General features: G+C 48.3%; 25 protein-coding genes and 1 pseudogene. 14 read left to right on the top strand and 12 right to left on the bottom strand.

Going from position 1 to position 25,919, the window contains the following annotated elements; all coding sequences use genetic code 11:
- The first annotated feature begins 17 nt into the window (after nt 1-17).
- Genes AAIG26_RS10810 through AAIG26_RS10800 form a run of 3 tightly spaced genes read left to right on the top strand, consistent with a single transcriptional unit; the run spans nt 18 to nt 4,134 of the window.
- Nucleotides 18-3,191 (top strand): host specificity protein J, encoded by a 3,174-nt coding sequence (locus AAIG26_RS10810; RefSeq protein ID WP_343179765.1) that lies wholly within the window; start codon nt 18-20, stop codon nt 3,189-3,191.
- Entirely contained in the window at nt 3,191-3,493 is a 303-nt protein-coding gene (locus tag AAIG26_RS10805; protein WP_343179764.1) for a hypothetical protein, read from the top strand. The genes AAIG26_RS10810 and AAIG26_RS10805 overlap by 1 nt, the downstream gene beginning before the upstream one ends.
- The gene (locus AAIG26_RS10800) at nt 3,490-4,134 is read left to right on the top strand and encodes a hypothetical protein (RefSeq protein WP_343179763.1); all 645 of its coding nucleotides are present in this window, start codon (nt 3,490-3,492) and stop codon (nt 4,132-4,134) included. Before AAIG26_RS10805 ends, AAIG26_RS10800 begins: the two co-directional genes overlap by 4 nt.
- On the opposite strand, the gene AAIG26_RS10795 is transcribed toward AAIG26_RS10800, so the two are convergent.
- Nucleotides 4,131-4,385, bottom strand: coding sequence for a hypothetical protein (locus AAIG26_RS10795; RefSeq protein ID WP_343179762.1), 255 nt, complete (start codon nt 4,383-4,385; stop codon nt 4,131-4,133). The two genes, AAIG26_RS10800 and AAIG26_RS10795, sit on opposite strands and share 4 nt — an antisense overlap.
- Before the next feature lie 128 nt (nt 4,386-4,513).
- Between AAIG26_RS10795 and AAIG26_RS10790 the strand changes: the two genes are divergently transcribed.
- The 3 genes from AAIG26_RS10790 (at nt 4,514) to AAIG26_RS10780 (ending at nt 7,572) form a co-directional block, all read left to right on the top strand.
- Complete coding sequence (locus AAIG26_RS10790; RefSeq protein WP_343179761.1) at nt 4,514-5,713, top strand: tail fiber domain-containing protein; 1,200 nt, start codon at nt 4,514-4,516, stop codon at nt 5,711-5,713.
- A gap of 168 nt (nt 5,714-5,881) precedes the next feature.
- Nucleotides 5,882-6,304, top strand: a complete 423-nt coding sequence (locus tag AAIG26_RS10785) for a translesion error-prone DNA polymerase V autoproteolytic subunit (RefSeq protein ID WP_343179760.1) — start codon at nt 5,882-5,884, stop codon at nt 6,302-6,304.
- A 2-nt stretch (nt 6,305-6,306) separates the two neighbouring features.
- Complete coding sequence (locus AAIG26_RS10780; protein ID WP_343179759.1) at nt 6,307-7,572, top strand: Y-family DNA polymerase; 1,266 nt, start codon at nt 6,307-6,309, stop codon at nt 7,570-7,572.
- On the opposite strand, the gene AAIG26_RS10775 is transcribed toward AAIG26_RS10780, so the two are convergent.
- A complete protein-coding gene (locus tag AAIG26_RS10775) occupies nt 7,565-8,068 on the bottom strand; it encodes an N-acetyltransferase (protein ID WP_343179758.1) in 504 nt (167 codons plus the stop codon). The two genes, AAIG26_RS10780 and AAIG26_RS10775, sit on opposite strands and share 8 nt — an antisense overlap.
- Before the next feature lie 29 nt (nt 8,069-8,097).
- A complete protein-coding gene (locus tag AAIG26_RS10770) occupies nt 8,098-8,769 on the bottom strand; it encodes an SOS response-associated peptidase (protein ID WP_343179757.1) in 672 nt (223 codons plus the stop codon).
- Nucleotides 8,770-9,250: 481 nt separating this feature from the next.
- On the opposite strand from AAIG26_RS10770, the gene AAIG26_RS10765 reads away from it, so the two are divergent.
- A complete protein-coding gene (locus AAIG26_RS10765) occupies nt 9,251-9,871 on the top strand; it encodes a hypothetical protein (RefSeq protein ID WP_086869571.1) in 621 nt (206 codons plus the stop codon).
- A 338-nt stretch (nt 9,872-10,209) separates the two neighbouring features.
- Nucleotides 10,210-10,377: pseudogene (locus tag AAIG26_RS10760) on the top strand (NADP-dependent isocitrate dehydrogenase); the annotation flags it as partial.
- A 55-nt stretch (nt 10,378-10,432) separates the two neighbouring features.
- Here the strand turns inward: AAIG26_RS10760 and AAIG26_RS10755 are convergent.
- The 3 genes from AAIG26_RS10755 to AAIG26_RS10745 all read right to left on the bottom strand — a co-directional run bounded on the left by AAIG26_RS10755 (nt 10,433) and on the right by AAIG26_RS10745 (nt 13,734).
- Nucleotides 10,433-11,197: an ankyrin repeat domain-containing protein gene (locus tag AAIG26_RS10755; protein WP_313624927.1), complete on the bottom strand. Its 765-nt coding sequence runs from the start codon at nt 11,195-11,197 to the stop codon at nt 10,433-10,435.
- A 379-nt stretch (nt 11,198-11,576) separates the two neighbouring features.
- Complete coding sequence (locus AAIG26_RS10750; RefSeq protein WP_045511636.1) at nt 11,577-12,314, bottom strand: ankyrin repeat domain-containing protein; 738 nt, start codon at nt 12,312-12,314, stop codon at nt 11,577-11,579.
- 1 nt (nt 12,315) lies between these two features.
- On the bottom strand, nt 12,316-13,734 hold the full coding sequence (locus AAIG26_RS10745; protein WP_343179755.1) for a phospholipase: 1,419 nt from the start codon (nt 13,732-13,734) through the stop codon (nt 12,316-12,318).
- A gap of 746 nt (nt 13,735-14,480) precedes the next feature.
- Between AAIG26_RS10745 and AAIG26_RS10740 the strand changes: the two genes are divergently transcribed.
- Both AAIG26_RS10740 and tolA read left to right on the top strand, forming a co-directional pair.
- Nucleotides 14,481-14,975: an anti-virulence regulator CigR family protein gene (locus AAIG26_RS10740; RefSeq protein ID WP_343179754.1), complete on the top strand. Its 495-nt coding sequence runs from the start codon at nt 14,481-14,483 to the stop codon at nt 14,973-14,975.
- Nucleotides 14,976-15,276: 301 nt separating this feature from the next.
- Nucleotides 15,277-15,696, top strand: a complete 420-nt coding sequence (tolA, locus tag AAIG26_RS10735) for a cell envelope integrity protein TolA (RefSeq protein WP_343179753.1) — start codon at nt 15,277-15,279, stop codon at nt 15,694-15,696.
- Between the two features lie 70 nt (nt 15,697-15,766).
- Here tolA and AAIG26_RS10730 read toward each other — a convergent pair whose 3' ends face one another.
- Nucleotides 15,767-16,006, bottom strand: a complete 240-nt coding sequence (locus AAIG26_RS10730; protein WP_020454063.1) for a DinI family protein — start codon at nt 16,004-16,006, stop codon at nt 15,767-15,769.
- 552 nt (nt 16,007-16,558) lie between these two features.
- Here AAIG26_RS10730 and leuE point away from each other — a divergent pair.
- On the top strand, nt 16,559-17,197 hold the full coding sequence (gene leuE / locus AAIG26_RS10725) for a leucine efflux protein LeuE (protein ID WP_343179752.1): 639 nt from the start codon (nt 16,559-16,561) through the stop codon (nt 17,195-17,197).
- Nucleotides 17,198-17,213: 16 nt separating this feature from the next.
- Nucleotides 17,214-17,504, top strand: a complete 291-nt coding sequence (locus AAIG26_RS10720; RefSeq protein ID WP_343179751.1) for a hypothetical protein — start codon at nt 17,214-17,216, stop codon at nt 17,502-17,504.
- A gap of 63 nt (nt 17,505-17,567) precedes the next feature.
- Here the strand turns inward: AAIG26_RS10720 and AAIG26_RS10715 are convergent, their stop codons facing one another.
- The 3 genes from AAIG26_RS10715 to AAIG26_RS10705 all read right to left on the bottom strand — a co-directional run bounded on the left by AAIG26_RS10715 (nt 17,568) and on the right by AAIG26_RS10705 (nt 20,062).
- Nucleotides 17,568-17,882 carry a PTS cellobiose transporter subunit IIB gene (locus AAIG26_RS10715; protein WP_020454059.1) on the bottom strand — a complete coding sequence of 105 codons (315 nt, stop codon included), beginning with the start codon at nt 17,880-17,882 and terminating at the stop codon, nt 17,568-17,570.
- A gap of 108 nt (nt 17,883-17,990) precedes the next feature.
- Nucleotides 17,991-18,461, bottom strand: a complete 471-nt coding sequence (locus AAIG26_RS10710) for a GNAT family N-acetyltransferase (RefSeq protein WP_343179750.1) — start codon at nt 18,459-18,461, stop codon at nt 17,991-17,993.
- A gap of 56 nt (nt 18,462-18,517) precedes the next feature.
- A complete protein-coding gene (locus AAIG26_RS10705; protein WP_020454057.1) occupies nt 18,518-20,062 on the bottom strand; it encodes a PAS domain-containing methyl-accepting chemotaxis protein in 1,545 nt (514 codons plus the stop codon).
- A 394-nt stretch (nt 20,063-20,456) separates the two neighbouring features.
- On the opposite strand from AAIG26_RS10705, the gene AAIG26_RS10700 reads away from it, so the two are divergent.
- Nucleotides 20,457-20,711, top strand: a complete 255-nt coding sequence (locus AAIG26_RS10700; RefSeq protein ID WP_020454056.1) for a hypothetical protein — start codon at nt 20,457-20,459, stop codon at nt 20,709-20,711.
- Nucleotides 20,712-21,010: 299 nt separating this feature from the next.
- Nucleotides 21,011-21,865, top strand: a complete 855-nt coding sequence (locus tag AAIG26_RS10695) for a glycosyltransferase (RefSeq protein WP_343179749.1) — start codon at nt 21,011-21,013, stop codon at nt 21,863-21,865.
- A 237-nt stretch (nt 21,866-22,102) separates the two neighbouring features.
- Here the strand turns inward: AAIG26_RS10695 and AAIG26_RS10690 are convergent, their stop codons facing one another.
- Both AAIG26_RS10690 and AAIG26_RS10685 read right to left on the bottom strand, forming a co-directional pair.
- Nucleotides 22,103-23,692 (bottom strand): methyl-accepting chemotaxis protein, encoded by a 1,590-nt coding sequence (locus AAIG26_RS10690; protein WP_045511621.1) that lies wholly within the window; start codon nt 23,690-23,692, stop codon nt 22,103-22,105.
- Between the two features lie 210 nt (nt 23,693-23,902).
- Nucleotides 23,903-25,735, bottom strand: a complete 1,833-nt coding sequence (locus tag AAIG26_RS10685; RefSeq protein ID WP_045511613.1) for a sensor domain-containing phosphodiesterase — start codon at nt 25,733-25,735, stop codon at nt 23,903-23,905.
- Nucleotides 25,736-25,919 lie beyond the last annotated feature (184 nt).

Below are 25,919 nucleotides of genomic sequence, written 5' to 3'. Positions count from 1 at the left end.
TTTTTTATGGGCGAAATATGGCAAACAAGAAAATCCAGGGGCGCAAAGGCGGCAGCTCAAGTTCCCGCACGCCTGTAGAACAGCCAGATGATCTCCAGTCTGTCGCGAAGGCGAAGATCCTTGTCGCGCTGGGAGAGGGGGAATTTTCCGGCCAGCTCACCGGCCAGAGCATTTTTCTCGATGGCACGCCGCTGCTGAATGCCAATGGCTCATCGAATTTCAGCGGGGTGACCTGGGAGTTTCGCCCTGGCACGCAGGCGCAAAATTATATCCAGGGTATTCCTGGTACCGAGAATGAGATCAGTGCCGGCATCGAGATTAAAAGCTCAGCGGTATGGACGCACACGTTTACTAATTCTCAGCTTTCTGCGGTACGCCTGCGCCTGAAATGGCCATCACTTTTTAAGCAGGAAGATGATGGTGATCTGGTTGGTAATCATGTTCAGTACGCGATTGATCTCCAGGTGGATGGTGGTGCTTTTGTCACGAAAATTAACACCGCCGTCAGCGGGAAAACCACATCAGGCTACGAACGCAGCCACCGTATCGATCTGCCAGCCGGTGTCACGTCCTGGACGGTGCGGGTAAGGAAAATTACCGCTGATGCCAACAGTGCCAAAATTGGCGACACCATGACGCTCCAGAGCTACACGGAGGTTATTGACGCCAAACTGCGCTATCCCAACACTGCGCTGCTCTATATCGAATTTGACTCCAGCCAGTTCAACGGCTCCATTCCGCAGATTTCCTGTGAGCCACGCGGACGCGTGATCCGCGTGCCGGACAATTACAACCCGGAAACGCGCGCATACAGCGGAACGTGGTCCGGCGCCTTTAAATGGGCATGGACTGATAACCCGGCATGGATTTTTTATGATCTGGTGGTCTCTGACCGTTTCGGCCTGGGCGACCGACTGACGGCTGAGAACATCGATAAATGGACGCTCTATCAGGTGGCGCAGTATTGCGATGCGCCGGTGCCGGACGGTAAAGGCGGCAGCGGTACCGAACCACGCTATATCTGTAACGTCTATGTTCAGGATCGCAACGACGCCTATACGGTGTTGCGTGACTTCGCCGCCATCTTCCGGGGTATGACCTACTGGGGCGGCAACCAGATTGTTACCCTGGCGGATATGCCCCGCGATGTCGATTACAGCTACACAAAAGCAAACGTCATTGACGGCCGATTCAGCTACAGCAGCAGCACGACGAAAAGCCGGTATACCAGCGCGCTGGTCTCCTGGTCAGATCCAGATAATGGCTATGCTGATGCGATGGAGCCTGTTTTTGAGCAGGAGCTGGTCTCCCGCTACAAAGGCTTCAACCAGCTTGAAATGACAGCGATCGGCTGTACCCGCCAGTCAGAAGCGAACCGAAAAGGGCGCTGGGGGATCCTCACTAACAACAAAGACCGGGTGGTTTCTTTCTCCGTGGGGCTGGATGGCATGATCCCACAACCCGGCTACATTATCGCTGTGGCCGATGAGAACCTGTCAGGCAAGGTAACCGGGGGGCGTATTAGAGCGGTGAATGGCCGGGTAATCACCCTGGACAGAGCGCCTGATGCGGTTGCCGGTGATCGGCTGTTCCTCAACCTGCCTTCCGGTGCTTCGCAGAGCCGTACCATTCAGAGCGTTAATGGAGAAGTGGTCACTGTGACCACCGCTTATAGCGAAACGCCGGAAGCAGAAAGCGTGTGGATAGTGGAATCAGATGAACTGTACGCGCAGCAGTACCGCGTGGTCAGTGTGACTGATAATAATGATGGTACTTTTTCCATCACAGGCGCGGCTCACGATCCGGATAAATATGCCCGTATTGACACCGGGGCCATTATCGATAGTCGTCCTGTCAGCGTCGTGCCGCCGGGCAGCCAGTCCGCGCCCGATGATATTGTGATCGGCAGTTATTCCGTGGTTAATCAGGGGATCAGTGTTCAGACCATGCGCGTTTCATGGACTGATACAGCCAATGCGATCGCGTACGAGGCGCAGTGGCGCCGCAATGACGGTAACTGGGTGAACGTGCCGCGCAGCTCCACCACCTCATTCGAAGTACCAGGAATTTATGCGGGGCGCTATCTGGTGCGCGTGCGCGCCATCAACGCCGCTGAAATATCCAGTGGCTGGGGATACTCAACCGAAACCACGCTGACAGGAAAAGAAGGTAACCCGCCGAAGCCGGTTGGATTTATGGCGACGGGTATTAACTGGGGTATCCGCCTCAACTGGGGATTCCCGGCCAATACCGCCGATACGCTGAAAACTGAAATTCAGTACACGGCCAACAGCGATTTTTCGGATCCGTTGCTGCTCTCCGATGTTCCTTACCCGCAGGCAGAATACACCCAGCTCGGACTGAAAGCCGGGCAGGAATTCTGGTACCGCGCGCAACTGGTCGATAAAACCGGCAACGAATCCGGCTATACCGACTGGATCAGGGGGATGGCAAACGACCAGGCCGCTGACTACCTGGAGGGTATTGGGGATGGTTTCCTTACATCCGCAGATGGCGACCGGCTGACCAGTGACATTAATACCAATCTTGATGCTGCACTGCAAAACGCGCTGGCGAACCACAGCACCATTGAACGCCAGTGGGCGCAATACGGTGAGGTACGCGCTAACATTCTGGTCGTGAAAACGACGATAGCAGAAGTCGGTAACGCTATGGCAGAACTGTCCACCCAGGTGCAGGCACAGATTGGCGATGTCACCGCAGCGCTGGAGGACAAACTTACGGCGGTGGTGGATGGCGATGGCGCAACTGCTATCTATACGCTGAAGTCCGGCGTCAGGATAAACGGCGTGATGTATAACGCCGGAATGTCGATCGCCGTGCTGGCGCAGGCTGGCCAGCCAGTTGTAACGCGGGTCGGGTTCAATGCTAATCAGTTCGTGCTGATGAGTGGCAGTGGTGACACGCAATATTCCCCGTTCGCGGTGGTCAACGGACAGGTGTTTATCAGTGATGCGTTTATCCAGGACGGGACAATCACAAACGCAAAGATAGGAAATTTTATTCAGTCTAATAATTATGTGGCTGGTTCAGTGGGATGGAGGCTTGACAAGTCTGGAACATTTGAAATTAACGGAGTTGCTGGCGGTGGCCGGTTAATCATAACCAATACTTTAATTCAGGTTTATGATAACAATAATGTGCTCCGTGTAAGAATGGGGTTATGGTAATGGCTCAGGGATTACAATGCTGGGACGGCTCAGGCCGTCTCGTTGTTGATTTATCTGACTATAATTTAAGATTCATCGGAACAGCAAGCGTTACATTTTCCCCTGGAGATACTATTAAAAATATATCTTATGCAGATTGTACAGAGGCTGGAACAATTGTAGCTGTAACAGGATCATCAATGAATACTCCAAACGAGTATTTTTGTCGCGCATATAATGGGGGGGTTAATGCATTTTTCTTTCCAGTTAATGGGTTAAGTGTTTCTCATTCAATAAATGTGGAGATCTATAAATTTCAATGAGCGGATTCGAAGTTTATAACAGTGCTGGTAAATTGATGGTAGATTCATCAAACCGAACCACATCAATTTATGATCTTCGTGATACTGGTGCTGTAACTGATAAAGGAACGATAAAAGTTGCAAGTGTCTTTGGTGATGGTGCTACCCTTGGATACCTTAATTCTCAGTTTTGGAATGACAGCAGTTCATTACGTTGGATACAAATGAACTCTGGCCGCTATGGTATGCCAGGTGCTGATTTTTTTGAAGATAACGCTGGTAGATTCATGCGCACCAGAAGAACGGTACCTATAGAAAGTGGTTATCTTGATGTGTTTAATTCCACAGGATCTCTTGTATGGTCAGCAGTTACCGCATCAAAGGCACCGAGGATTATCGATTTTTTGGATATACCCGCTGGATATGATTTAATGAACAATACATTTGTTAAATCTGTATCATTTTCACCATGGCTACTTATAAATTCTTGTCCAGGTAATGTGACATATGATGGTGAAACAACAGGCTATTCAGGATTAATGATCAAATGGGATGGCACAAACCTTCTTGCAAGATATGTTTCTCAATTACAAAAGACATGGGCGCAGACCTTTCAAAGTGCAGGCCTGCGGATACCATTAGCTGTTTTTACAGGCTACTAACCAGCAAAGCGCCTGTTTGGTTGAGTTGATAATATATCTTGTTGTGGACCTCTGACAGGGTCAAATAAATATGCGATATACATCACGCCTTTTTTGTTATAACAGATACTTTTAACCCTGTTTTTAATATGCCTTGAAAAAACACCATTGCTTGTATCTGAAATAATTTCAACTTGTTTAATGTCACAGTTTATCTTTGTCTCTACTTTACCACCTAAAGATATCCTGGCCGCTTCTGTTGGGTAGTCCATAACATAGTTATAAGTTCCAGAGGAGCAGGCGGATAACATTATTATGAAAACAATGCTGTGTATTTTTTTCATGGTATATGATGTTTAATTTTATCGTAAGGCTGTTATTTCATCACATTGGAGTAAATATGTCAGCAGGAACTTTAACCTTAACTAATAATTCTGCTGTGGTGAGCGGCAGCGGAACGGCATTCACGACAGACCTGGCCGCTGGTGATTTTATTGTTGTGACCGTCGGCGGTATTCCTTACACGCTGCCGGTGAAAACGGTGGGCAATGCAACCGCACTCACGCTCGTCAGCAATTACACCGGGCCAACGCAGGCCGGTGCAGCCTGGTATGCTGTGCCGCGCGTCGCAATGAACCTCGTTACTGCTGCGCTGGTGGCACAGAGTACTGAAGCGCTGCGCGGATTGAATTACGACAAGCAGAACTGGCAACAGATTTTTAGTGGCACAGGAACAGCCACAATTAAATTACCTGATGGTAGTGCGTTTACCGGGCCGACATGGAACAGTTTTACAACAGAGTTGGACAGTATTAAAACAGCGTTGGACGGGAAGGCAAAAAAAGGAGATAACAGCGATTTAACCAGCCTTAGCGGGCTTACAACCGCGATATCTGTAGCTCAGGGTGGAACAGGGGCTAATACAGCTGCTGCTGCCCGTACCGCTCTTGGAGTTGCATATGGCACAGGCGCAGGAACAGTTGTACAGGGAAATGATAGCCGCCTTAGTACAGTCGATGGCAAAAGCGGTGGTGCTATCTCATCAGGACTAACAGTTTCCGCACCTGGACTGACTCCGGCACTGGAGGTTCCCGCATCCAGCGCAGATGCAGCAGGCACCAATGCGGTATACCGCGTGGCTAATACTGGTTCTTCTATGATCGGGTATATGGCCACAGTGACAGGTCAGTACTTTTCTTTTTCTGAAGCCTTAAATTATACCAATGGTTCTACCCAGTACTGGGAGAAAAGGTCTTCCGGACAGACAAACAGCCCTCTTGGACTTCTTGCTGTACAGGGGTCGGATGTGAGAATTAAATACGATTTTCACCAACCAAAAGCCGGGGCGTGGGATCGCATTTCAGCGATTGGAATCTGCGAGTTTAAATATAACGGACAGGACGTAACACAGCGCGGGTTTATAGCCCAACAGATGAATGAAATTGATGAAACATATACTTTTTTCTCCGGGATAGCAGAGAACGAAAAGGGCGAACTCTTCGATATCATGAACGTAAACGATCGTGCGGTGATTGCAGATATGATCGTGGTTATCCAGGAGTTGCAGGCTAAAGTAGAAGCTCTGGAGAGTAAAGGTTAACCAGTTGCATTCTTTGTCTAAATATTTACATTCTGCATAACTGATTCATACAGCTAGTACTTTAACTCAAACCAGCAATTTTTGTCCGTCTACAAGCCAGACGGTATCTTGATAATTTCAACTGGTAAAACTACTGTATATAAAATCAGTATTAAGCAGGGCTACATCATGCAATTCATTAAACCAGCAGATTTTCCGCGCGCAGTTGTCGCGCTCCCCCTCTTCAGTGACCTTGTCCAATGCGGGTTTCCCAGCCCGGCTGCGGACTATGTAGAGCAGCGCATCGACCTTAACGAGCTGCTGGTACAGCACCCCAGCGCCACATACTTCGTAAAAGCTGCCGGGGATTCCATGATCGATGGCGGGATCAGTGATGGTGATCTGCTCGTTGTGGATAGTTCCCGTACCGCCCAGCATGGCGACATTGTGATCGCAGCAGTCGACGGCGAATTCACCGTGAAGCGTCTCCAGCTCAGACCAACCATTCAGCTCAACCCAATGAATTCTGCATACAGCCCGATCAGGGTGACAAGCGAAGATACGCTGGACATCTTCGGTGTCGTGACTTTTATCGTTAAAGCAGCGAGCTGATCATGTTTGCGTTGTGCGATGTAAATAGCTTTTACGCATCGTGCGAGACTGTTTTTCGGCCTGATTTGAAGGGACGGCCGGTCGTTGTTTTGTCGAATAACGACGGCTGCGTGATCGCCCGCAGCGCCGAAGCGAAACCTTTCGTGGTGATGGGTGAGCCTTACTTCAAACAGAAAGAGGCGTTCCGGCGCCATGGTATCGTCGCATTCAGCAGCAATTACGAGCTGTATGCGGACATGTCGAACAGGGTGATGACAACCCTGGAAGAGATGAGCCCTCGCGTGGAAATATACTCAATCGATGAAGCATTTTGTGACCTGACCGGCGTGCGTAATTGCCGTGATTTAACTGACTTTGGGCGCGAGATCCGCGCGACCGTGCTTAAGCGCACTCACCTCACTGTCGGCGTCGGCATAGCGCAAACAAAAACCCTGGCGAAGCTGGCCAACCACGCCGCAAAAAAGTGGCAGCGGCAGACCGGCGGCGTGGTCGATTTGTCAAACGTGGATCGGCAGCGGCGGCTTTTAGCGCTTGTACCTGTGGAGGATGTCTGGGGCGTCGGGCGGCGTATCAGTAAAAAGCTGAACGCTCTGGGTATTAAAACCGCGCTTGAACTCTCAGAACAAAGCACCTGGATCATCAGAAAACATTTTAACGTCGTGCTTGAGCGAACGGTGCGGGAGCTACGCGGCGAACCGTGTCTCGATCTTGAGGAGTTTGCGCCGGCAAAGCAGGAGATTGTCTGCTCGCGTTCTTTCGGTGGCCGTATCACCGACTACGATGAAATGCGCCAGGCTATATGCAGCTATGCAAGCCGGGCCGCAGAAAAGCTACGCGGTGAGCATCAGTATTGTCGATTTATATCCGCTTTTGTTAAGACCAGCCCGTTTGCATTAAACGAGCCGTATTACGGCAACAGCGCATCGGTAAAGCTACTCACGCCAACACAGGACAGCAGGGACATTATCAATGCCGCCACCCGGTGTCTGGATTCAATCTGGAAAGATGGTCACCGTTACCAGAAAGCAGGTGTCATGCTCGGCGACTTCTTCAGTCAGGGCGTTGCGCAGCTCAACTTATTTGACGATAACGCACCGCGCGCGGACAGCGATAAGCTCATGGCTGTACTGGATCAGCTGAATGCAAAAGATGGGCGCGGTACGCTATATTTTGCAGGGCAGGGCATACAGCAGCAGTGGCAGATGAAGCGCGATATGCTGTCGCCCCGATATACGACACGCTTTTCAGATCTTCTTCTTGTCAGATGATAATGTTTGCGTCGCGAAACAAAAATTTATTGCCAGAGGCTGCTGTGTTTAGCGTTTTGAATCCTCTGCGATGAAGCATTTCGATCATTTGGGAAGATTTTGCAAAGCATTTAGCTTGAAACGGATGGTGAGGGTATGCGTTAAGCCATTCATCAAGCATCAATGTAGCCAGCCCTTTTCCTCTTTGGTCCTTTTTTATGTTGATGGCACGAATTTCAAGAACGGACTGATCATTAGGTCCACGTGCCACCATCAACCAAATGAAACCGTATCTTTTTTCATCTGACGTGTTGGTAAGAATATAAAAAAAATGACCCGTAAAACTTCCTGAGTCGCTGAGTTTTATCATGTCTCTCAATTGTTTTTCCAAATTTTTATTTTTTTGAGGAGTAAGAAATTCCTTTGAAAAATTTCCGCTTTTGGCTCCTAATTCAAATTCATTCATTATAAAAGGGATATCTTTAAGCGTAACTGCTCTCTGGTTGACACTGTTCATCAGTTTGTCCTCAAATTTGGCATAAAAAACTATGATATGGGTTTTAATAGATAAGAGTTTTGATTTTTTACATTCCCAACAGCGCGCGAAACTGCATGCCAAGTAAATTTATCTGCCGGTACTGAGCCAGCAACTGCAATTTCTTCCGCTTCCTTCCCGCCAATATCCTGCCTCATCCATTCACGCGCCGCTTCTGGAGTAAGTACTAGCGGGCGCCTGTCATGAATATTCACCAGGCCTTTATCGGCCGCTGCTGTAACAATCAAAAATCCTTCCGCCTCATCACCTCGTTCGAACGGTGTGCTTCCGATCGCTGCCATGAAAATTGGCTGGCCGTCGGCGCGGTGGATGAAATATGGTTGTTTTTTATCTCCCTCCTTCTTCCATTCAAACCAACCGTCAGCGAAACAAATTGCTCGCCCATGTTGCCATAGAGGTTTGAACATTCTGCTGGTAGCCGCAGTTTCTACCCGGGCATTAATCAGTGGCGGTTTATCCCACCATCCCGGTGCATATGACCAGATTACCGGATCGAGGTGTAAAAGATTATCGCGCTCGCTGAGTAATAGGACTTTGGTTCCCGGAGCCACGTTATAGCGTCCAATGGGTTCTGGATCATATGGAATATCACGTTCGGCTTCATCAGTCAGGTAAGCCAGATATTCTTCACGGGTTTGAGCTTGTGCAAAACGTCCACACATAGACACCTCCAGCACTGTAATGCTGAAAGTATAGGGTAGGGAGAAAAACTGGTGCGCACCCTTAAGTACTACGTTTTATAAGGGAATTTGATTTAACAGTACACGGAAATTTAAGTAAAGGAACGGTCGGCGATTCTGGTAAGTACCTCTCAAAAAAACGCACTGAACAGACAGGAGTTTTACCTTCATTTTACCTTTGTTTTACCTTGTCGGAATCGCAGGCATAAAAAAACCAACCGCAATGGATTGGTTTTCTTGGGATTTTTTGGTCGGCACGAGAGGATTTGAACCTCCGACCCCTGACACCCCATGACGGTGCTCGTTACTTTAAAGCCGTTTTATGCTGTGAGTTCAACCGAGGGATGCAACACATTGGTTAAAACGCATCCTCGAGTCGCTTTAGTTCTTTTCAATCAGGCCTAAACTTTTCGACGCTGTTGCCGACTATTAACAGTTAAATCAATATAATCAAAGGGAACCCATGGCTAAACTTCGTACTGCACTGCTATTAATTTCAAGTGTTTTTTCTTTGACCGCTTGTGGCGAAAGCGATCCTGACGTAAAGGCGATACAAGATACAAAGCCTGTATTTTTTATGGGTGACTCTTATAAGGAGGGTTTTGACAAGTGGAGTGTTTGCGGCTCAGTGAAATGGGAGAAAATGAAGGAAGACGTCACAAGAATGTATGAGGGGAGAGACGTAGTCAGGGTAACTTGTAATGTAGATAATGTTGATGATTATGCGGAAAAACTCAAAAGCCTTATGCTTGACATTATTGCAAAGAATCCAGACAAATCTACAGCAGAAAAAGATAAAGCAACCGCAAGCCTCATAACCAATCTTGATTCAATTCAACTAAATCTATATTTTCTCCCTCCTAATGGGTCAAAACCGCGACCATATCTTTACGCATATAGATACAAATGGAAGGACGGTAAATCTGGTGTTGACATACACCGCCCTGAAGGGTTCATCAGGGTGATTCAAGGTCAGAAAAAAGATGTATTCGACCTGATGTTTAGCAATAAAAATAATGAATATTCCAATGGTCTTGATGCTAGAGCAATGGCGACCCTATTTATGTCTATGAGAAAAGACTAACAGTGCAAATAAACCCATTTGCCCAAGGTAGACAAATGGGTTTATTCCTGACTGAATCGTCACTGAAAACATGCTGAAAAGATACTACCCACACAGTATTTTTCTTGCTCAGAAATCCACTTTTCAAGCCAAATAAAGAAGATGTACCTAACTTATTGCTCATGTTAGATAACGCAGCTGATTTAAAATATCTTATTTAACTCGGAAACGTATTCCCCAAAATGATCCGCACCGTTTTGATAATCAATAGGTTAGTTGTTGTGCTTCACTGACGATTCAATAGGTGGAAATGATGTGTTTATTTAATAAAAACAGCTTTTTAACTTTAAATTAGCTATGTACTGCTGCGTCACATGGGCTGGGTTGAAGCGGCTGACCTGATCGTTAAAGGCATGAGCGGCGCGATTAACGCCAAAACCGTGACCTACGATTTCGAACGTCTGATGGAAGGCGCTAAGCTGCTGAAATGTTCAGAGTTTGGCGACGCGATTATCGCGAACATGTAATCCGCCTCACGGGTTAAACAAGAACGGGAGCCGGTTGGTTCCCGTTTTTTTCGACTCATTCCCCCAAGCTACGCATTTTTGCATCTAATTTCATTAAGTTATTGTAATAATCACTGCCTTTCTTAACTTTTTGAAGATCTCTGTCTACCATCTGCCGAAAAGAGCGACCTTTATTATTGACAGGATTAGGATCAGCGCCATGGTCTAAAAGAAAGAACATTTTATCAAAATCCGCGCTAAAGAAAGCCTCCACGAGAGGCGTCTCTCCAAGGGAATTTTTTGTGTTTATATCTGCTCCTCTCTCGATTATTAACGCCAGTGGGGCTGTGGTTTTAGACTCGAGAGTCGAGAAAATAAGTGGTTCATGATAAATCTTATCGCTGGCGTTAGGATCCAGTCCGCCATCCAGTAACGCCTTTAACCAAATGTCTTTATCGCCCTTTGCCGCTACTTCGGCAGGGCAACCAGGCATCCTCGGTTGCGGCTGTAGTGGATCAGCCCCTGCGCGCACTAAATCCGACACAATCACTAATCGCTCTGGCGGATTGTCATTGTAAAGAGACTCATTGATCGCAAAAAACAGCAGTGTCAGATCCTCGGTGCCCGGCGTATTAAGGTCAGTCTCTTTCGCAAGGCGGAGAACGGATTCACGATCTGCCGCCTGAATAGCTTTAGCCAGAACAAGTTGCTGTCCGGCAAAATGTTTTTCAGGATCTATTTTTTTCATATCATTACACGCCGATAAAAGAACAAGCAGAAAAGAAAAAAGCATTACGGATGTGAGTTTTTTTATGCTAAACCCTACTTTTAATGATTCCAATATCCTCATCCTTTTGCGCCTCAATGCAGTCTATCACCTGTGACATCCCATGCTTATCCAGCATATTTCCGGTACCTCCAGAGAGTGCGTGAGGTTTACCTATGGCATCAGGGAACATGTTTGAAACCCCTGCTTTTAATGAGAAAAGCGAGGTGTCAAAATTAGCCTCTAAGAGGTCTGAAAAACTCGTTTCCTGAGTTTTTGTTAGCATCTCGCCATTGACTCTATAGGCCAGGTAAAGGCTTCTTTATGGGGATGTCTTCACATTGCTGATGAAGACGTTATTCATATTGGGGTATGTCAACCAACGGGGGAGATCATGAGATTTTATCTTCACTTTGCAGGACCTAACGCAATGTATTTGGGCCCTGCCAGCCACTTATTGTGACATGCTGTGAATTTTTTCCTTTAATTCCGATACCTTATTGTAATATTCAGTACCTTGCTTAATTTGCTGCAGATGTTTATCAACTATCTGACTGAAGGAACGCCCTTGCTTATTCACTGGGTTAGGGTTAGCTCCGTGCTCCAGCAGAAAGTCAACTTTATCCAAATCGGCTTTAAAAAAAGCGTCAACAAGCGGAGTGTTACCCAGGGTATCCCGGGTGTTTACATCGGCACCCCGTTCTATTAACAATGCAAGCGTGTCTGTGTTTTTTGAATTTAATGCTGAAAAAATAAGAGGAACATTTAGTAATTTATCCCGAGAATTTGGATCAAGCCCGCCGTCAAGCATAGCTTTTAACCAAATATCCTTGTCACCCATAGCCATCATCTGAGCGGGTGTCCCTGGCATATTCGTTTGAGCTTGCTGGGGATCTGCACCAGCGCGCACAAGCTCGGTGACAATATCTAACCTTTTTTGAGCGTTGCCATTATACATGGCCTCATTAAGAGCAAAAAAAAGCAGAGTCAGTTGTTCATGTCCTGGTGTGTTCAGGTCAGTGACTTTTGACAGCCGAAGAACTGATTCACTGTCTGCAGCCTGAATAGCTTTAGCCAGAACCAGTTGCGGGCCGGCAAAATGTTTTTCAGGATCTATCTTTTTCATATCATTACACGCCGATAAAAGAACAAACAGAAAAGAAAAAAGCATCACGGATGCGAGTTTTTGCATGCTAAACCCTACTTTTAATGATTCCAATATCCTCATCCTTTTGCGCCTCAATGCAGTTTATTACCTGTACCATACCGTGTTTGTCCAGCATGCTTCCAGTACCGCCAGTAAGCCCGGTGGGGTTACCTATCGCATTAGGGAACATATTTGAAACGCCTGTTTTTAGTGCAAAAAGGGATGTGTCAAAATTCGCATCTGTCAGGTCCTTAATGCTCACTTCCTGAATTTTAGTCAGCATCTCTCCATTGACTCTGTAGGCGGATATTGCAGAGCCATCACCCATAAGTTGGGCACCATATTTTTCGACCGTTTCGTGATTGAGCCCTGCGGCGTTGAATGTCCACGTTTGCTGACCGCTGGCCATTCCGGATGCAGAAGCCAGTCCGCCGCCAAGAGAATGGCCAGCTATGTCAATTTTGCTGGCATTTTCTGCAATCATGCGGCCAATATTTACTGCTTTTTCATAATAGGATGAGCTAAAGCCTGCTCCCTGAGCAAAATTATTGCCCCAGTCGGCCGTTTTATCTGGTCGTGTCCCCCTGAAAACAACTGTTGGGTTCATATCATCGCCAAAAACATATTTGTCAGGGGCATAAACGCGACTAAAAAAATTGGGTTCAACCGCCTTGTCAAACAACATCTCGCGTTTTAAGCCAAGAGAGGACAAGGCATTCTCATCATTACTTATATCAACCCACCCCTCGGGCACATCCGGCATCGATTCGAGAGCGTTTATTGGTTGTCCCGCACGTCCATAAACGTTCTGAGCAAGCTTCGCCTTTTCAACGGCCACATTATTCTCTGCCAGCCGGTTAGCTGCAGTCTGCGCATCGGGATATACGCTACGCTGGCCTTTACTAATGAGATTTTTTCTCTCCTGCCAGCGCTCGGCTTTTGTGAGGGGGCGAGTGGGCTCACCCAATCGGCTACCACGACCGCCACCCACGCTGGGTTCTACACCTCGCATGGGTGAATCAGTGCGCGTAAATTGTCCTTGAGGTATATCTGTTGGCGGGGGACGTTTACCGAATGTACTGACCATTTCTTCATAGCGACGGGTGATAGAGCTCACCGGATAAGTAACGGACAAATTCGCCGAAAAAAGCTGAAGGCGCCCCTCCTTATCAATGAAGAACAGCGCTGTCACCGGCGACCATAAACGGAAGCTGTCATCGATAGCCACCATCGTGCCTCGTTCAAGATCTACTGCAGCGACAGTACGTATATCCCGACCTGACTGATTGGGATTTGCGCCATTACGTGAGCGAAGCGTGTCCTGACGGCTTAGCATGGCACTTACCGAAGAGGGAGGCATCGTTCTGATTCTTTGCACTGCGAGTTGAGGATGGATAATGAATGAAAATCGCCACGGAGCGACTTTTTCTTCAAAAATGTAGGTCAATGACATGTAATTTGTCATGATACCGACTCCCGGTTCACGCCATTCCATTTACGGGTGTGCATTTGTTCTCCTGAAGAGAAATAACGGCTTTGCGGGAGGGAATCCGCAGTCCGGTCGCTGGCAAACTCCAACCCGGCCCGATAAAGAAGCATATAAATTCTTGCAGAAATTTACAGTAATGACACTAAAAGTCGCCTACTAGGATCAGTGGGTAAGTTTCATGGGCTTTTTGGGGTTGGTAAGAGGGAACTTGAACCTACGCCCAGCGACGATGAAAGCGGATTAAATAGGCTTCCCAGGAATTGAATAGCTGCTTACGGATAAGTCGTGTTAACGCATGTTATGCTTTTGTTTTATTAATACTTGTGCTCGAAACCAAAACAAAAACGACTCGCGACGTTGTGACAAAAAGTGGTTATCAAAAAAAGTTTTTGTAATCAGAGGGTTATTGCTCATTGTAGATTCAACGTATCGAGAGCGAAAATTCGTTATTTTTATCAATGGGATATAGATAGTCTCATCAATCATTATTACGCCACATGAGCTGGGTTGAGTCTGCAGATCTGATCGACAAAGGCATGAGCGACCCGATTATCGTGCACATGTGATCCAGTTTCTGGGTTAAATAAGAACGGGAGCCGGTTGGTTCCCGTTTTTTTAAGGTTATATACCAGCCTAATTAAAAATAAGAATCCGCTATATGGTTGAGGCAATAAATACTATTTACTCTAATAATGTGTGCTTACTTTAGAGGTATAAAGATCATGTTTAAACGTCGCACTCTTAATGCTGCACTTGCGGCGGTGATTTCGTTGGCCGTATTTTCCGCGCCTGTATTCGCAAATCCGGGAAATGGTAATGGAAACGGCGGCGGTCATGGCAACAGTAACGGCAATCATGGCAATAGCGGTAACCATGCTAATAAAAGTAATAACCCCTCTTCCGATGACCAGGTTAACCGTAAAAACTATGGAAAGCCGGACCATGTTGAGTCAGATATTAGTGCCTCGCGTGCCCGTTCCCTGGCAGTCAATTACGGCCTGACCGGCTATCAGTCTCTCCCGCCGGGGATTGCGAAAAATCTTGCCCGTGGCAAACCTTTGCCTCCGGGGATTGCGAAAAAAGCAGTACCGGCCTCCATGCTTGGCCAACTGCCTTACTATCCGGGTTATGAGTGGCGCATTGTCGGAGATGATCTGGTTCTGGTTGCGCTGAGCACCGCTATTGTTACCGCGATCATCAATGGTGTTTTTAATTAATACAGCTCACGTTTTACCCACAAAGCCTCGCAACCTGCGGGGCTTTTTTATACGCCGGAAAAAGAAAGATGCGAATTCTCTGAATACTTAACAAGTCCGTCTCAGCGTTGGCGTTTTCAGACGAAAAGGCAAGGATTGAAAATTACCTTCCACTGCTCAATGAGTTCTACACTTAGGGTGATGACAGACGAGTGAAATATTTTTTTTGACTTAAGGTAAATTCAGGCCGGTGGAATATAATTGCCGGTCGCTATTTGTTAAATTGTTCCCTTTTATAAAATAAGCCTTACAAAGGAAGATAATGAAAATTAACGCCAGATATGCGGTGCTATTGGTAACGTCATTATTACTCCCGGGTTGCACAAAGACCGGTTCTGCAACGCAGCGCGCAGGGGTGAACGATAAAGTCGATAACATGTTTGCCGGGTATAAAAGGACACAGGTAACCGCGGCGGAAAGCGATATCAACCGCTATGCAGGGCAGATCAAATCGGCGACTGAAAGCCACCTTTTTGAGGGGGATCGTTACGCCGGGAAATCATGTACGCTGCAAATCAGGCTTGCTGAGAATGGCGCTTTAGAAGATGCGCGGCCGATAAGCGGCGATCTAGCGCTTTGCCGCGCGGCTATTATCGCTGTCACGCAAGCGAGACTCCCGAAACCACCTTCACCAGCGGCGTATGCGGCCTTAAAAAACGCGACGCTGGAATTCAAACTGTAATGGGGAAAGCAGGAGCGCATAGATAAGGACTCGCTTTTCACTATTACCTGCCGGTACAGGGGGGAGAAAATTACTCCTGTACCAGCCACATGTCCGACTCTTCAAACATCTCTTCGAGCATACGGTTGAGCTTTTCACGATCGCTTTTGCTGGCGTCGCTGTTCAGACCATTGGCCTGCATCGGTTTTACGCGCACGTCGGCATCAGGAAAAATGCGGTGCACACGTTTAGTCAGTTCTTCGAGGATAATCTCTTTAGCGCCGGGTAAACCCGCAACATTACGCTTGTCATAAACCAGTTCAACAAACACAAGGCAGCCCTTTTCACTGTTTTTTCGTACAGCACTTATACTGGATGAAAAGCCAGTATTCAAGCAAAGAATCCTTTTGCGTTTAACGAGGGGGCGATCTTTGGGCAGTGATGGAAGGTGTTGCACAAAAAAAACACACACGATGCGGGATGGGCAGGCGAGTTTAATAGACGCTCTTTTCCTTTATAAAATGCTCACCGTTTATCTCATGCTGGAACGAATCCCGTCACAAGCCTGATAGATCTTTGGGATGGTCTAAAGCGCACTATTTTTAGCGATCGGGTTCATGTCGGGCATGGCGGCATTAACATTGAGCACCTGACTATATTTCATTACCAAACCGGTGATAAAGACATATACCCGCTTAATAATGAAGACGAGCATTAACGTAGTAAATTTTACTTAAAACCTGCTTTCGCCAGGCACATTGAGTAATTATCGGCAGCGCTAATCTACGCTTCAGCCGCATTTTGTGCGTACTCCTGTGCGCCGCGGCGGCGGTGTGATACTGTTGTATCTATAAGTTTTATGTATTGTTTTACAGGAGTTGTTGTGTTTGCCGAATATGGAGTTCTCAGTTACTGGTCCTATTTTATCGGTGCTATTTTCATCATTTTATTGCCGGGGCCGAATACCTTTTTTGTATTGAAAACCAGTGTTGCCCATGGATTACGAAATGGCTACGTTGCAGCGAGTGCCGTGTTTATTGGTGATGCGGTCCTGATGTTTCTGGCCTATGCAGGCGTTGCCACGCTGATTAAAACCACGCCGGTATTATTCAACATCGTTCGCTATCTTGGGGCGTTTTATCTGCTCTACCTTGGCGTCAGAATGTTGTACACCACGCTCAAACGCGGCGCGAAAGAAGAGGGCGATCATGACGTGCATAAAGGCGATATCTTCAAGCGGGCGCTGATATTAAGCCTGACGAATCCGAAAGCGATTTTGTTTTATGTCTCCTTCTTTGTGCAATTTATCGACATTTCTTTTGCAAGACCTGGGATGTCATTCTTTATTCTCGCCAGTACGCTGGAGTTGATCAGTTTCTGCTATTTCAGTTTCCTGATCGTTTCCGGTTCGTATCTCACACAGTGGGTAAAAACCAGGAAGAAGCTCACCCGGTTGGGTAACTCACTGCTGGGGCTGGTTTTTGTTGGTTTCGCCGCACGCCTGGCGACGCTGCAATCCTGAACCTGAGGCAATAGAGATGCGTTTCTACATCGCGGCTTACCGAAATGCTTTTCGCCGTAGCCATACATTGAGCGGAAAACAACTGGCCACATTTCTGCTTTATAGCGTTGTGGTTTTTGCGCTGTTGATGGGGTTGTATCTGCTGGCGTGGCAAGTGGTGATTTATACGCCGGTGACAAATTATTTAACCGCGCCGGGCGTGATGCAGTTTTCAATCTATGCCGTTCATTTTTTCCAGCTCATTGTCTTGTTGCCCGTGGCTATCCACCTTTTGAAAATGGTGGTCGCTTATCTTTGTCGCAAATAATTATTCCAGTGCAATAACCTGTTTGCTGAAAAAACCACGTCCGAAGACGTGGTTTGGACGGGTTCACTGCGTTAATTCAGGCATACGATCCATTACAAATCTCAATACTTTTTCTCCATCCATCGACGCGAAAGGGTAACTTTCAATAATGGCAATGGGGGCTTCTTCAGCTATGTGATTTTTGAGTTCACCAAGTTTGTACTGAATGTGCGGCGCAACCAAAAAACAGTCAAAAGCAGGGGCGACGCTGGCGAAGTTATCCACGCCAACAGCGCTGACGAGCAGGGGATAACCATGTTCATTAGCCGCTTTTTGCATCTTTTTGGCCAGTGATGTGGCGGTATTGCCAAAAAGACAACATATTAATAGTTTTTTCATAGGTGCCTCCTCTGGTAGTTGCGACCACACTATGCCCGTCGTTGGCGAGAAAATGAGCGCGATATCCAGGTTTACACCACCTAATACGAAAGTTTATGCAGGCATAATTCAAAGCAGTTTATTCATGTTATAGCCAGTAATCTGGTAACCATTCGCTTCATACACTTTTCTGGCATGTTCGTTTTCGGCCGCCACGCGAAGTTTAATTTGCCGAATCCCCGCCGCGCGAAGATTTGACTCCAGAGATTGCATTGCCTGGCTTCCCAAGCCTTTGCCGCGAAAGGCAGGACGCAGGTAAAAATCATAAATAAAAGCGGATTTATCGATAAAGTCGGCTCTGTACCATAGCGATCCCACAATCCGGGTCATGCCGTTGTCGACAAGCGTAATGGTTGTCAATGAATGGCCCGGGGTTTTCTGCGCCTCCGGCAAACTGATTTCAATTTCTCGCCTGGCTTGTTCTGTCGCCTCGTCCTGGGATAAACGGTAATTTGCTGCAATTTCTGTAGCATAATCAGGGATAAAATAAGCAACGAAATCAGCGAATTCAGCCGCTGACATGGGACGTAACCGAATCATTTTCGACCTCAATGTATTCTCCGGGCGTTTTCGCCCGGAGCTCGCTTTGCAAAGGGTTACCGGAACACCGATATCGCTTCCGCCAGGCGAATGGCCTGCTGGTTCAGGCGACCGGTTGCTTCCGCCCCTTCTTGTACTCGTTGTGCATTCTGGTGGGTGATCTTATCCAGATCTTCCACCGCCAGGCTGGCTTCACTCAACGCCGTTGCCTGCTCGGCGGTTGCCGCGCTGATCTGCGCTATCAGCGAGGTCACATTTTGCACTTGTTCAACGATCTCCTTCATGGTTTTTCCCGCGTCGTCCGCCAGTTGGCTGCCGGAATTAACATGTGTCACGCTATTCTCAATCAATGCTTTGATTTCGCTGGCGGCTCGCGCACTACGCTGCGCCAGACTGCGTACCTCTCCTGCGACAACGGCAAAACCTTTACCTTGTTCACCCGCTCGCGCCGCCTCAACTGCCGCGTTCAGCGCCAGAATGTTGGTCTGGAAGGCGATGCTGTCGATAATACTGGTGATACTGGCGATTTGCCGTGAGCTTTCTGCAATCGCCGTCATCATTTCTATCATCTGGTGCATCACCTGGCCACCTTGCCGTGCGGCATCGCGCGTACCTTGTGACAAGGCGGTGACTTCGGCGGCGGTTTCCCGGTTGCTTTTTACCGTGGCGGTTAATTCGTTCATCGTCGCGGCCGTTTGCTCAACGTTCGCCGCCGCCTGTTCTGTCTGGCGGCTCAGGTCATCATTGCCTTGTCTCAGAGACTCCGAGGCTTTCAGCACGGTCATCGCCTGGCCGCTGACATCGTTGACCAGCCAGCGAAACATCAGGCCGAGCTGGCTTATCGCGCGCAATGTCATACCGACTTCATCTACCCGATTGGGTTGATCGACTTGATGTGCTTCGCCACTCGCCACCTGTAAAGCCTGGCGGTACAAGCGCTCAATCGGGCGGACAATTTGCAGCTCCAGCCAGATATTGATAAACAGCAGCAGGAGCGTCATAAAACTGGCGAAACTGACCAGTTGACCGGGCGTCAGATCGTGACCCCAGGCAGCGGCAAGGCTGAATAGCAACGCGATGATCAACGCCGAACGTAACCGCCAGCGCAGAGGCATGGTGACAAACAGGGAGCGCCAGCGCATCAGGCCCGTGCGGATAATTAACCCTTTATGGAAACGCCGGCCGCTCGCCTGGCCTTCACGAAACTGGCGATAAACCTCTTCGGCGGCAGTAACTTCTTCTGCCGCTGGCCGGGTACGCACCGACATGTAGCCTTTCACTTTGCCCTGGCGAATCACCGGAATCGCGTTAGCGCGCACCCAGTAATGATCGCCATTACTGCGGCGGTTCTTTACCAGTGCTGTCCAGGGTTCTCCCTGTTTCAATGTCGACCACATATCGGCAAACGCCTGCTTTGGCATATCCGGATGGCGCACCAGATTGTGCGGCTGGCCTTTGATCTCCTCCAGTGAGAAGCCGCTGACATCAATAAATGCATCATTGGCATAATTGATGTAACTGTCCGGATCGGTGGTGGACATTAACGTTGCATCATTATCGAAAACGTACTCTTGCTGTGTAACGGGTTCATTGTTGCGCATAGTGAGTATTCTCGGGAAAAAGGACGGGCGTGGGATATTGCTAAATTCTTATATATATTTACGGCATGGTTCACTCTGAGCTTTATATTTTTTGACGCACTTCTGATAACCGTAAAACAAAAAGAGGTTTTGCGCCATAAACATAGCCATACAAAATAAAAGTGCTTTAATTACGGTTAGACTGAAAAACATTATATATCTGAATTTTTTATCGCCTGGTCAGAAAGGCCGTTTGTGAACATGCGAGATAGTTAGTGTGCTGACGAATATTTAAGATAAGGCACATAAATAAATAGCTGAATCGTTCTCTGGCTCACTAAATACAGCAATGAGCATTTCCGCTGCGTACGGATTCAGCTAATCTGAAATGAACAACAACGAAAGGATTGTTCATATGAAAGGTAATGTCGTTCATCACGAACACCGCATTGGGTTTATTGTTATCCGCGATGAGAACGGCGAGTTCGCTGTCGCGGAGCTACTGGGGAGCTACGATGTCGAAAGAGGCGATGTCGTGTCCGGCGAGCTGCAGACCAGCGGCGGCGGAACGTTATTCAATGAAACGCAGGATGAGTCGATGGATGTTTTTATGAAGGGGTACGGGCTATCGGAACAGGATGCGATAAGCTATATCCTGCGTACGCATTAAACCGCAACAGCGAGCGTGGCTCGCCTCTGCCGGGCGAGCTGACGCAACCCTTCACTTTTTTCCGGACCGGGCATTTTTCCACCGGGAAAGCCGTTTTTCCGTGGTCATGCAGAACCTTAAGTTAAATTTCCTCTCCCTTGACTGAGAACAGGCAAGGGCAGTTGCAGACGATTCTGCAAGACAATTATCCGACTCTGCGTAATGCTAATGTCAGATTAACGCATTATCTTTTTTCTCATACTTTAGCAGTTTTTATGTTTTTACCTTTCAGGTATTTAAAGTTAATGAGCTTAGGATAGATGATGAATACGATCCCGCATAAGATCCACCAGGTCTACACCCGGGGGATGGCAGCGCTACCGGCAGAGGTGCATGCCTCCATAGACAGTCTCAGGCAATTAAATCCCGACTGGGAATATTATTTTTACGACGAGAAAAAAATGCTGGCCTATCTGCATGAGCACTATGGTCAGGAGATACTGGCGTTATATGAAAAAATAAATCCGCAGTATGGCGCTGCGCGCGCGGATTTTTTTCGCTATTTATTGATGTATCGTGAAGGTGGCGTTTATTTAGATATCAAAAGCTCTTGCACTGTGCCGTTTAGCGAAGTTATTCCGCCCGATTGCGAAATATTATTATGTAACTGGGATAATAAACCGCAGGGTTGCGATAATAATATGGGCAAACATGAAGAGCTTGCTTTTCTGAAAAATGGCGAGTACCAGCAATGGAATATTATTGTCGCTCCGGCTTCACCTTATATTAAAGCTGTTATTGATGAGGTCGTTGAGCGGCTTAAACGCTATAAGCCGTGGCGCTATGGTGTCGGAATGCGGGGGGTGTTAAATACCACCGGGCCAATTCCGTTTACGCTGGGTATAGAAAAAGTGCGTAAGTGTGAGCGTTTTCGCCAGCGGGAAAATCACCGTGACGTGGGGCTGGTCTATCGCAACGTCAGTAAAAAAGTCATTAAGCAATTTAATGCAAGCCACTACAGCAAATTACGAACACCTGTTGTTACGTTGACCGGAGCGGATCATTTCTATTATTTACTCTGGCGCGCTTTTGTTTTTCCGTTCTGGCGTTTGAAGAAAAATACAATTAATGAGAGCAGGAAGGTGCTGAGCAAGCTGAAGTCGCGTTGTACCTGAAGGGAAGATGAAAGTAAAAGAAAGATGGCAGTTTCGACATCAAAACTGCCAGCGAAGATTTTTTGAGATTGTTAAAGCGTATATCCATCACTTGCGCACTTTATAACCTGTAGGCATAAAGTGCGCAAACGCAAATTTTTCTGCGGTTGGATTGATAAAATTTATGATCAGCGTATTAATTCATCACTATTGCTGATTGACCAACCCGGAGCCGTGCCCGGAGCTGGTCATCAGGAGCTATGCCGGGATGCGCTGCTCATGCAGTTTGAAAATTTGCACCATCTCCAGCAGATTCTCAGCCTGCTGCTGCATCGCGTGCGCGGCGGCTGAAGATTCCTGCGACAGCGTAGCGTTCTGCTGCGTGGCGGCATCCATCTGGGTAATAGCGATGTGTACCTGATCGATGCCCGTACTTTGCTCATTACTGGCCAGCGAAATCGTCTCCACTAACTGGCTGACGCGTCCCACGCTTTGCATGATCTCTTCCATGGCGTTACCGGCGTTTTTCACCAGCGTATTGCCTTCATCAATACGACTGACTGAGCGCTGGATCAAATCACTGATCTCTTTCGCCGCTGTCGCGGAACGTTGTGCCAGCGCACGAACTTCAGAGGCGACAACCGCAAAGCCGCGGCCTTCGGTTCCTGCGCGTGCGGCTTCCACGGCAGCGTTCAGCGCCAGGATATTGGTCTGGAAGGCGATACTGTCGATTACGCCAATAATGTTGCTGATTTCGCCGGAGAGCTGATTAATTTCACTCATCGTGGTGACAACTTTTTCCACCACTTCGCCGCCCTGGTTTGCCACACGGGTCGCTTCCCGGGTGATATCGCTGGCAACACGCGAATTCTCGGCGTTGTTTTTTACCACCGAGGTGAGCTCTTCCATCGATGCCGCCGTCTGTTCCAGCGCGCTGGCCTGCGCTTCATTACGCGACGAAAGCTCACGGCTGCCGCTGGCGATTTGCTGCGACGCACCGGCAATCGTTTCGGTGCCGGAACGCACGCCGGTAACGATGCGCGTCAGGTTACCGTTCATCTCCTGCAGGGCCTGCATCAGTTCGGCGGTTTCATCGCGCCCGGACACCACGATAGCAGACTGTAAATCACCGGCTGCGACATTGCGGGCAACCGATACCGCCTGTGCCAGCGGGTGAGTGATACTGCGGATCAGCCACCAGGTGATCAGCATGCCGACCATCAACGTGAACGCCATTACCAGCATGAGCATCAGGCGTGTTTGCTGGTAATGCTCATGATTACTCGCGTCGGTCTGCGCACGGATAAGCTCCGCTTGTTTCAGCGTGCTGGCGACCATCTCATCAATCATCCGTGTCGGTTCACGATCGATTCCTGTCACCAGATGATCGACGCGTTGGGCGCTGGTGGCGTCCTGAACACTGTATTGCTGCAGCGCAGCCAGATAATGGCTTTCCAGTTCAGCGTGTAAATTGATGGTTTTGATGGCCTCGGTATTGGGCAGCCCAATTTGCGGCAGCAGTTCGCTGAGCGTTTTCAACAGCGCCTGCGTTTTCTGGCTCTGTTCGACAAAGGCGTTTTTATACTTGTCGAACGCTTGTTGTCCCTGCGTGCCGCGCAGCAGGGTGTTTTTCCACTCCTGCACCTGAATCTTAAACTGCACCTGCGCGTTGCGGGCCGTGTCGATACTCTCCGCAACCACCTTCTCCGTGGCCATGATCTGTTGGTTTTGTACTAATCCGCTGGCGTTAATCGACAACCCGCGAATACCCATAAACAGCGTTGCCAGTAAAAGAATGGCCGCCAGGAAACCGAGCCGTTGCCCGATAGTGAGATGGTTGAGTTTCATCAATCGATACTTCCCATAGTCAGTGAGGCGCAAAAAAGAGCGCACACCAGCAATATCGACGGGTTTAAGCGCAGCTTTAATGAGGGAAGGGCAGTAAACACGCAGAATTTGAGTTAACTACTTGAAGCGGAATGTGATCGGTTTTTTATGACATTTTCGTGACAAAGCCTGACTGTTGGGAAATACAACAGTCAGGCTAATTTATCGGCATTACGAACCGTACAAATGTTGCTGCTGCGGCTCTGTCGCCATCTTCGATAATAAGCGGAACGGTTTGTTATCCGCGAGCCAGGCCGGGATCTCCTCGGGTGATAGCGGACGTGAGAAAAGATAGCCCTGCGCTTCATCGCAGCCGTATTCGGCAAGCATTCGCGCGGTTTCCAGATCTTCAATCCCTTCCGCCAGCACCACATAATGCAACTCTTTGAGCATCATAATGACGTTGCGGGCGATAATCCGGCTGCCGGTGTCAGTGGTGACCTGGCTTACCAGCGAACGGTCAAGCTTAATCACATCGATGGGAATGCGGCGTAAATAACTGATATTGCTGTATCCTGCGCCAAAGTCATCCAGCAAAATGGTAAAGCCAAGCAATTTTAAACGGTCAAGTTCTTCCAGTGCCGGATCGCTTTCCAGCACTTTCTCGGTCTCCAGGCATTCAATACGGACATCCGAGGTGAACAGCCCGGCGGCCAGCACGTTCTGTTCCAGTTCATCGGCAAATCCGGGGCGCGAAAAATCACTGACCGTGACGTTAATGGACACCGGCAGCAGAATACCTTGCTGTTTCCACTGTTTAAGCTGAGAAATCACCGACTTAATCACCCACTGCGTCAAGTCCGTCATCAGCGTGGTTTTTTCCGCCAGCGCCACAATCACTGCCGGTGAGATCTGTCCCAGTTCCGGGTGCTTCCAGCGTAACAGCGCTTCCACGCCTTCGGTTTTGCCAGAACGCAGCGAAATCTTAGGTTGAAAAACGAGGTAGAGCTGATCGGTGGCTTTGATTGCCTCGCTGAGATCGTAGAGCAGCTTAAAATCTTTATTCCGCTTGTGATCGAGAATCGGGTTGAACTGCAACACCCGGATCTTTTCGCGGATTGATTCATGCAGCGCGCTGATGCCCTGGCGTACAATCTCCTGCACGTTATCGTCCTGCGGCGAAAATTTCACATAGCCTGCGTGGATCGTCAGATTGATATCAATGTCGCCGGTGATTTTCGCCTTTATTCCAGGCAATTTTTCCGCCCGTTTTGCCAGCGTCAGCGCATAGTCCATATCGACCAGCACAGCGTAGCGCCCGGTGGTGAAAGCATACAGCGTGGTCTCTTCTTTCAGCTTTAAGCGCAAGCGCAGCAGTGGCCCGAAACTGCGCAGCATCTTCTCCAGCGCTTCCACGCCCAGGTAGCGGGATAATTCATACGCGCGCGGCATATCAATACAGTCAAAAATCATCAGGGCGTAGCTGCCGCTCGTTTTTTCCAGCGTCAGTCGCTCCATCTCTTTCACCAGAAACTGACGATTCGGTAAACCGGTGAGGGCATCGATTAACCCAATGGTATAGCAGGATTCAAGATAAACGGTGGCGAGCGCGGCGACGCGGTGGAAATTGGTTATCTGGCGTGATGTCGGCGTATAAATTTCAGGATGACTGACACATAACGTGCCCAGCACCGTGCCGTCTTTATTTATCATTGGTGCCGACGCGTAAAAAAGAATATTGCCGCTTTTTACCAAAGGTTGATGATTAAATCGTTCATCGAGCCGGGTATCGGAACTAATAACGGTCTGGCAACCGTGCAGCGAATATTGGCACATGGTCTGTTCGATACGAATTTTGACGTGCTCAATCGGGATATTCTTAACATATTTGATATATTGATATTCGTCGTCGAATGTTGTGATAAAACATCCTTCGACGCCCATCACTTCACATGCCAGACGCGCAAATTCGGCTAGTGCTGCATCGCGGGATTTATCTTCCTTACTCAGCAGCTCCAGTGCGGCAAGCCGTTTGCTTTCGCTTTTTTTGAGACCAGTGAACATAGCGAGCTCCTGCCCAAATCAATGAGACGGTGGTGTTCTGTTCAGATGACTCCATCATGCGCTTAGGCTTACCGCTTAATAAAAATCCTGACGCGCAATTACCACCAACCGAATTGGGTTCCGGCCACAGCAATAACCGCCACGACGAGCATAATGATGGTTGTCTTTCTCACGAAAACTCCTT

The sequence above is a fragment of the Kosakonia sp. PSU_27 genome (assembly GCF_039409795.1).
In the GTDB taxonomy this organism is placed as follows: domain Bacteria; phylum Pseudomonadota; class Gammaproteobacteria; order Enterobacterales; family Enterobacteriaceae; genus Kosakonia.
This window is presented reverse-complemented; position numbering and strand designations above follow the sequence as displayed.

What these genes read in the sequence shown, in the direction of transcription:
- AAIG26_RS10770 (WP_343179757.1), bottom strand. Translation starts at nt 8,769, where the DNA reads ATGTGTGGACGTTTTGCACAAGCTCAAACCCGTGAAGAATATCTGGCT.
- AAIG26_RS10720 (WP_343179751.1), top strand. Translation starts at nt 17,214, where the DNA reads ATGCGTTTCTACATCGCGGCTTACCGAAATGCTTTTCGCCGTAGCCAT.
- AAIG26_RS10790 (WP_343179761.1), top strand. Translation starts at nt 4,514, where the DNA reads ATGTCAGCAGGAACTTTAACCTTAACTAATAATTCTGCTGTGGTGAGC.
- AAIG26_RS10745 (WP_343179755.1), bottom strand. Translation starts at nt 13,734, where the DNA reads ATGACAAATTACATGTCATTGACCTACATTTTTGAAGAAAAAGTCGCT.
- AAIG26_RS10715 (WP_020454059.1), bottom strand. Translation starts at nt 17,882, where the DNA reads ATGAAAAAACTATTAATATGTTGTCTTTTTGGCAATACCGCCACATCA.
- AAIG26_RS10740 (WP_343179754.1), top strand. Translation starts at nt 14,481, where the DNA reads ATGTTTAAACGTCGCACTCTTAATGCTGCACTTGCGGCGGTGATTTCG.
- AAIG26_RS10700 (WP_020454056.1), top strand. Translation starts at nt 20,457, where the DNA reads ATGAAAGGTAATGTCGTTCATCACGAACACCGCATTGGGTTTATTGTT.
- AAIG26_RS10690 (WP_045511621.1), bottom strand. Translation starts at nt 23,692, where the DNA reads ATGAAACTCAACCATCTCACTATCGGGCAACGGCTCGGTTTCCTGGCG.
- AAIG26_RS10775 (WP_343179758.1), bottom strand. Translation starts at nt 8,068, where the DNA reads ATGAACAGTGTCAACCAGAGAGCAGTTACGCTTAAAGATATCCCTTTT.
- AAIG26_RS10780 (WP_343179759.1), top strand. Translation starts at nt 6,307, where the DNA reads ATGTTTGCGTTGTGCGATGTAAATAGCTTTTACGCATCGTGCGAGACT.
- AAIG26_RS10705 (WP_020454057.1), bottom strand. Translation starts at nt 20,062, where the DNA reads ATGCGCAACAATGAACCCGTTACACAGCAAGAGTACGTTTTCGATAAT.
- AAIG26_RS10765 (WP_086869571.1), top strand. Translation starts at nt 9,251, where the DNA reads ATGGCTAAACTTCGTACTGCACTGCTATTAATTTCAAGTGTTTTTTCT.
- AAIG26_RS10695 (WP_343179749.1), top strand. Translation starts at nt 21,011, where the DNA reads ATGATGAATACGATCCCGCATAAGATCCACCAGGTCTACACCCGGGGG.
- AAIG26_RS10785 (WP_343179760.1), top strand. Translation starts at nt 5,882, where the DNA reads ATGCAATTCATTAAACCAGCAGATTTTCCGCGCGCAGTTGTCGCGCTC.
- AAIG26_RS10800 (WP_343179763.1), top strand. Translation starts at nt 3,490, where the DNA reads ATGAGCGGATTCGAAGTTTATAACAGTGCTGGTAAATTGATGGTAGAT.
- tolA (WP_343179753.1), top strand. Translation starts at nt 15,277, where the DNA reads ATGAAAATTAACGCCAGATATGCGGTGCTATTGGTAACGTCATTATTA.
- AAIG26_RS10685 (WP_045511613.1), bottom strand. Translation starts at nt 25,735, where the DNA reads ATGTTCACTGGTCTCAAAAAAAGCGAAAGCAAACGGCTTGCCGCACTG.
- AAIG26_RS10795 (WP_343179762.1), bottom strand. Translation starts at nt 4,385, where the DNA reads ATGGACTACCCAACAGAAGCGGCCAGGATATCTTTAGGTGGTAAAGTA.
- AAIG26_RS10810 (WP_343179765.1), top strand. Translation starts at nt 18, where the DNA reads ATGGCAAACAAGAAAATCCAGGGGCGCAAAGGCGGCAGCTCAAGTTCC.
- AAIG26_RS10750 (WP_045511636.1), bottom strand. Translation starts at nt 12,314, where the DNA reads ATGCAAAAACTCGCATCCGTGATGCTTTTTTCTTTTCTGTTTGTTCTT.
- AAIG26_RS10710 (WP_343179750.1), bottom strand. Translation starts at nt 18,461, where the DNA reads ATGATTCGGTTACGTCCCATGTCAGCGGCTGAATTCGCTGATTTCGTT.
- AAIG26_RS10805 (WP_343179764.1), top strand. Translation starts at nt 3,191, where the DNA reads ATGGCTCAGGGATTACAATGCTGGGACGGCTCAGGCCGTCTCGTTGTT.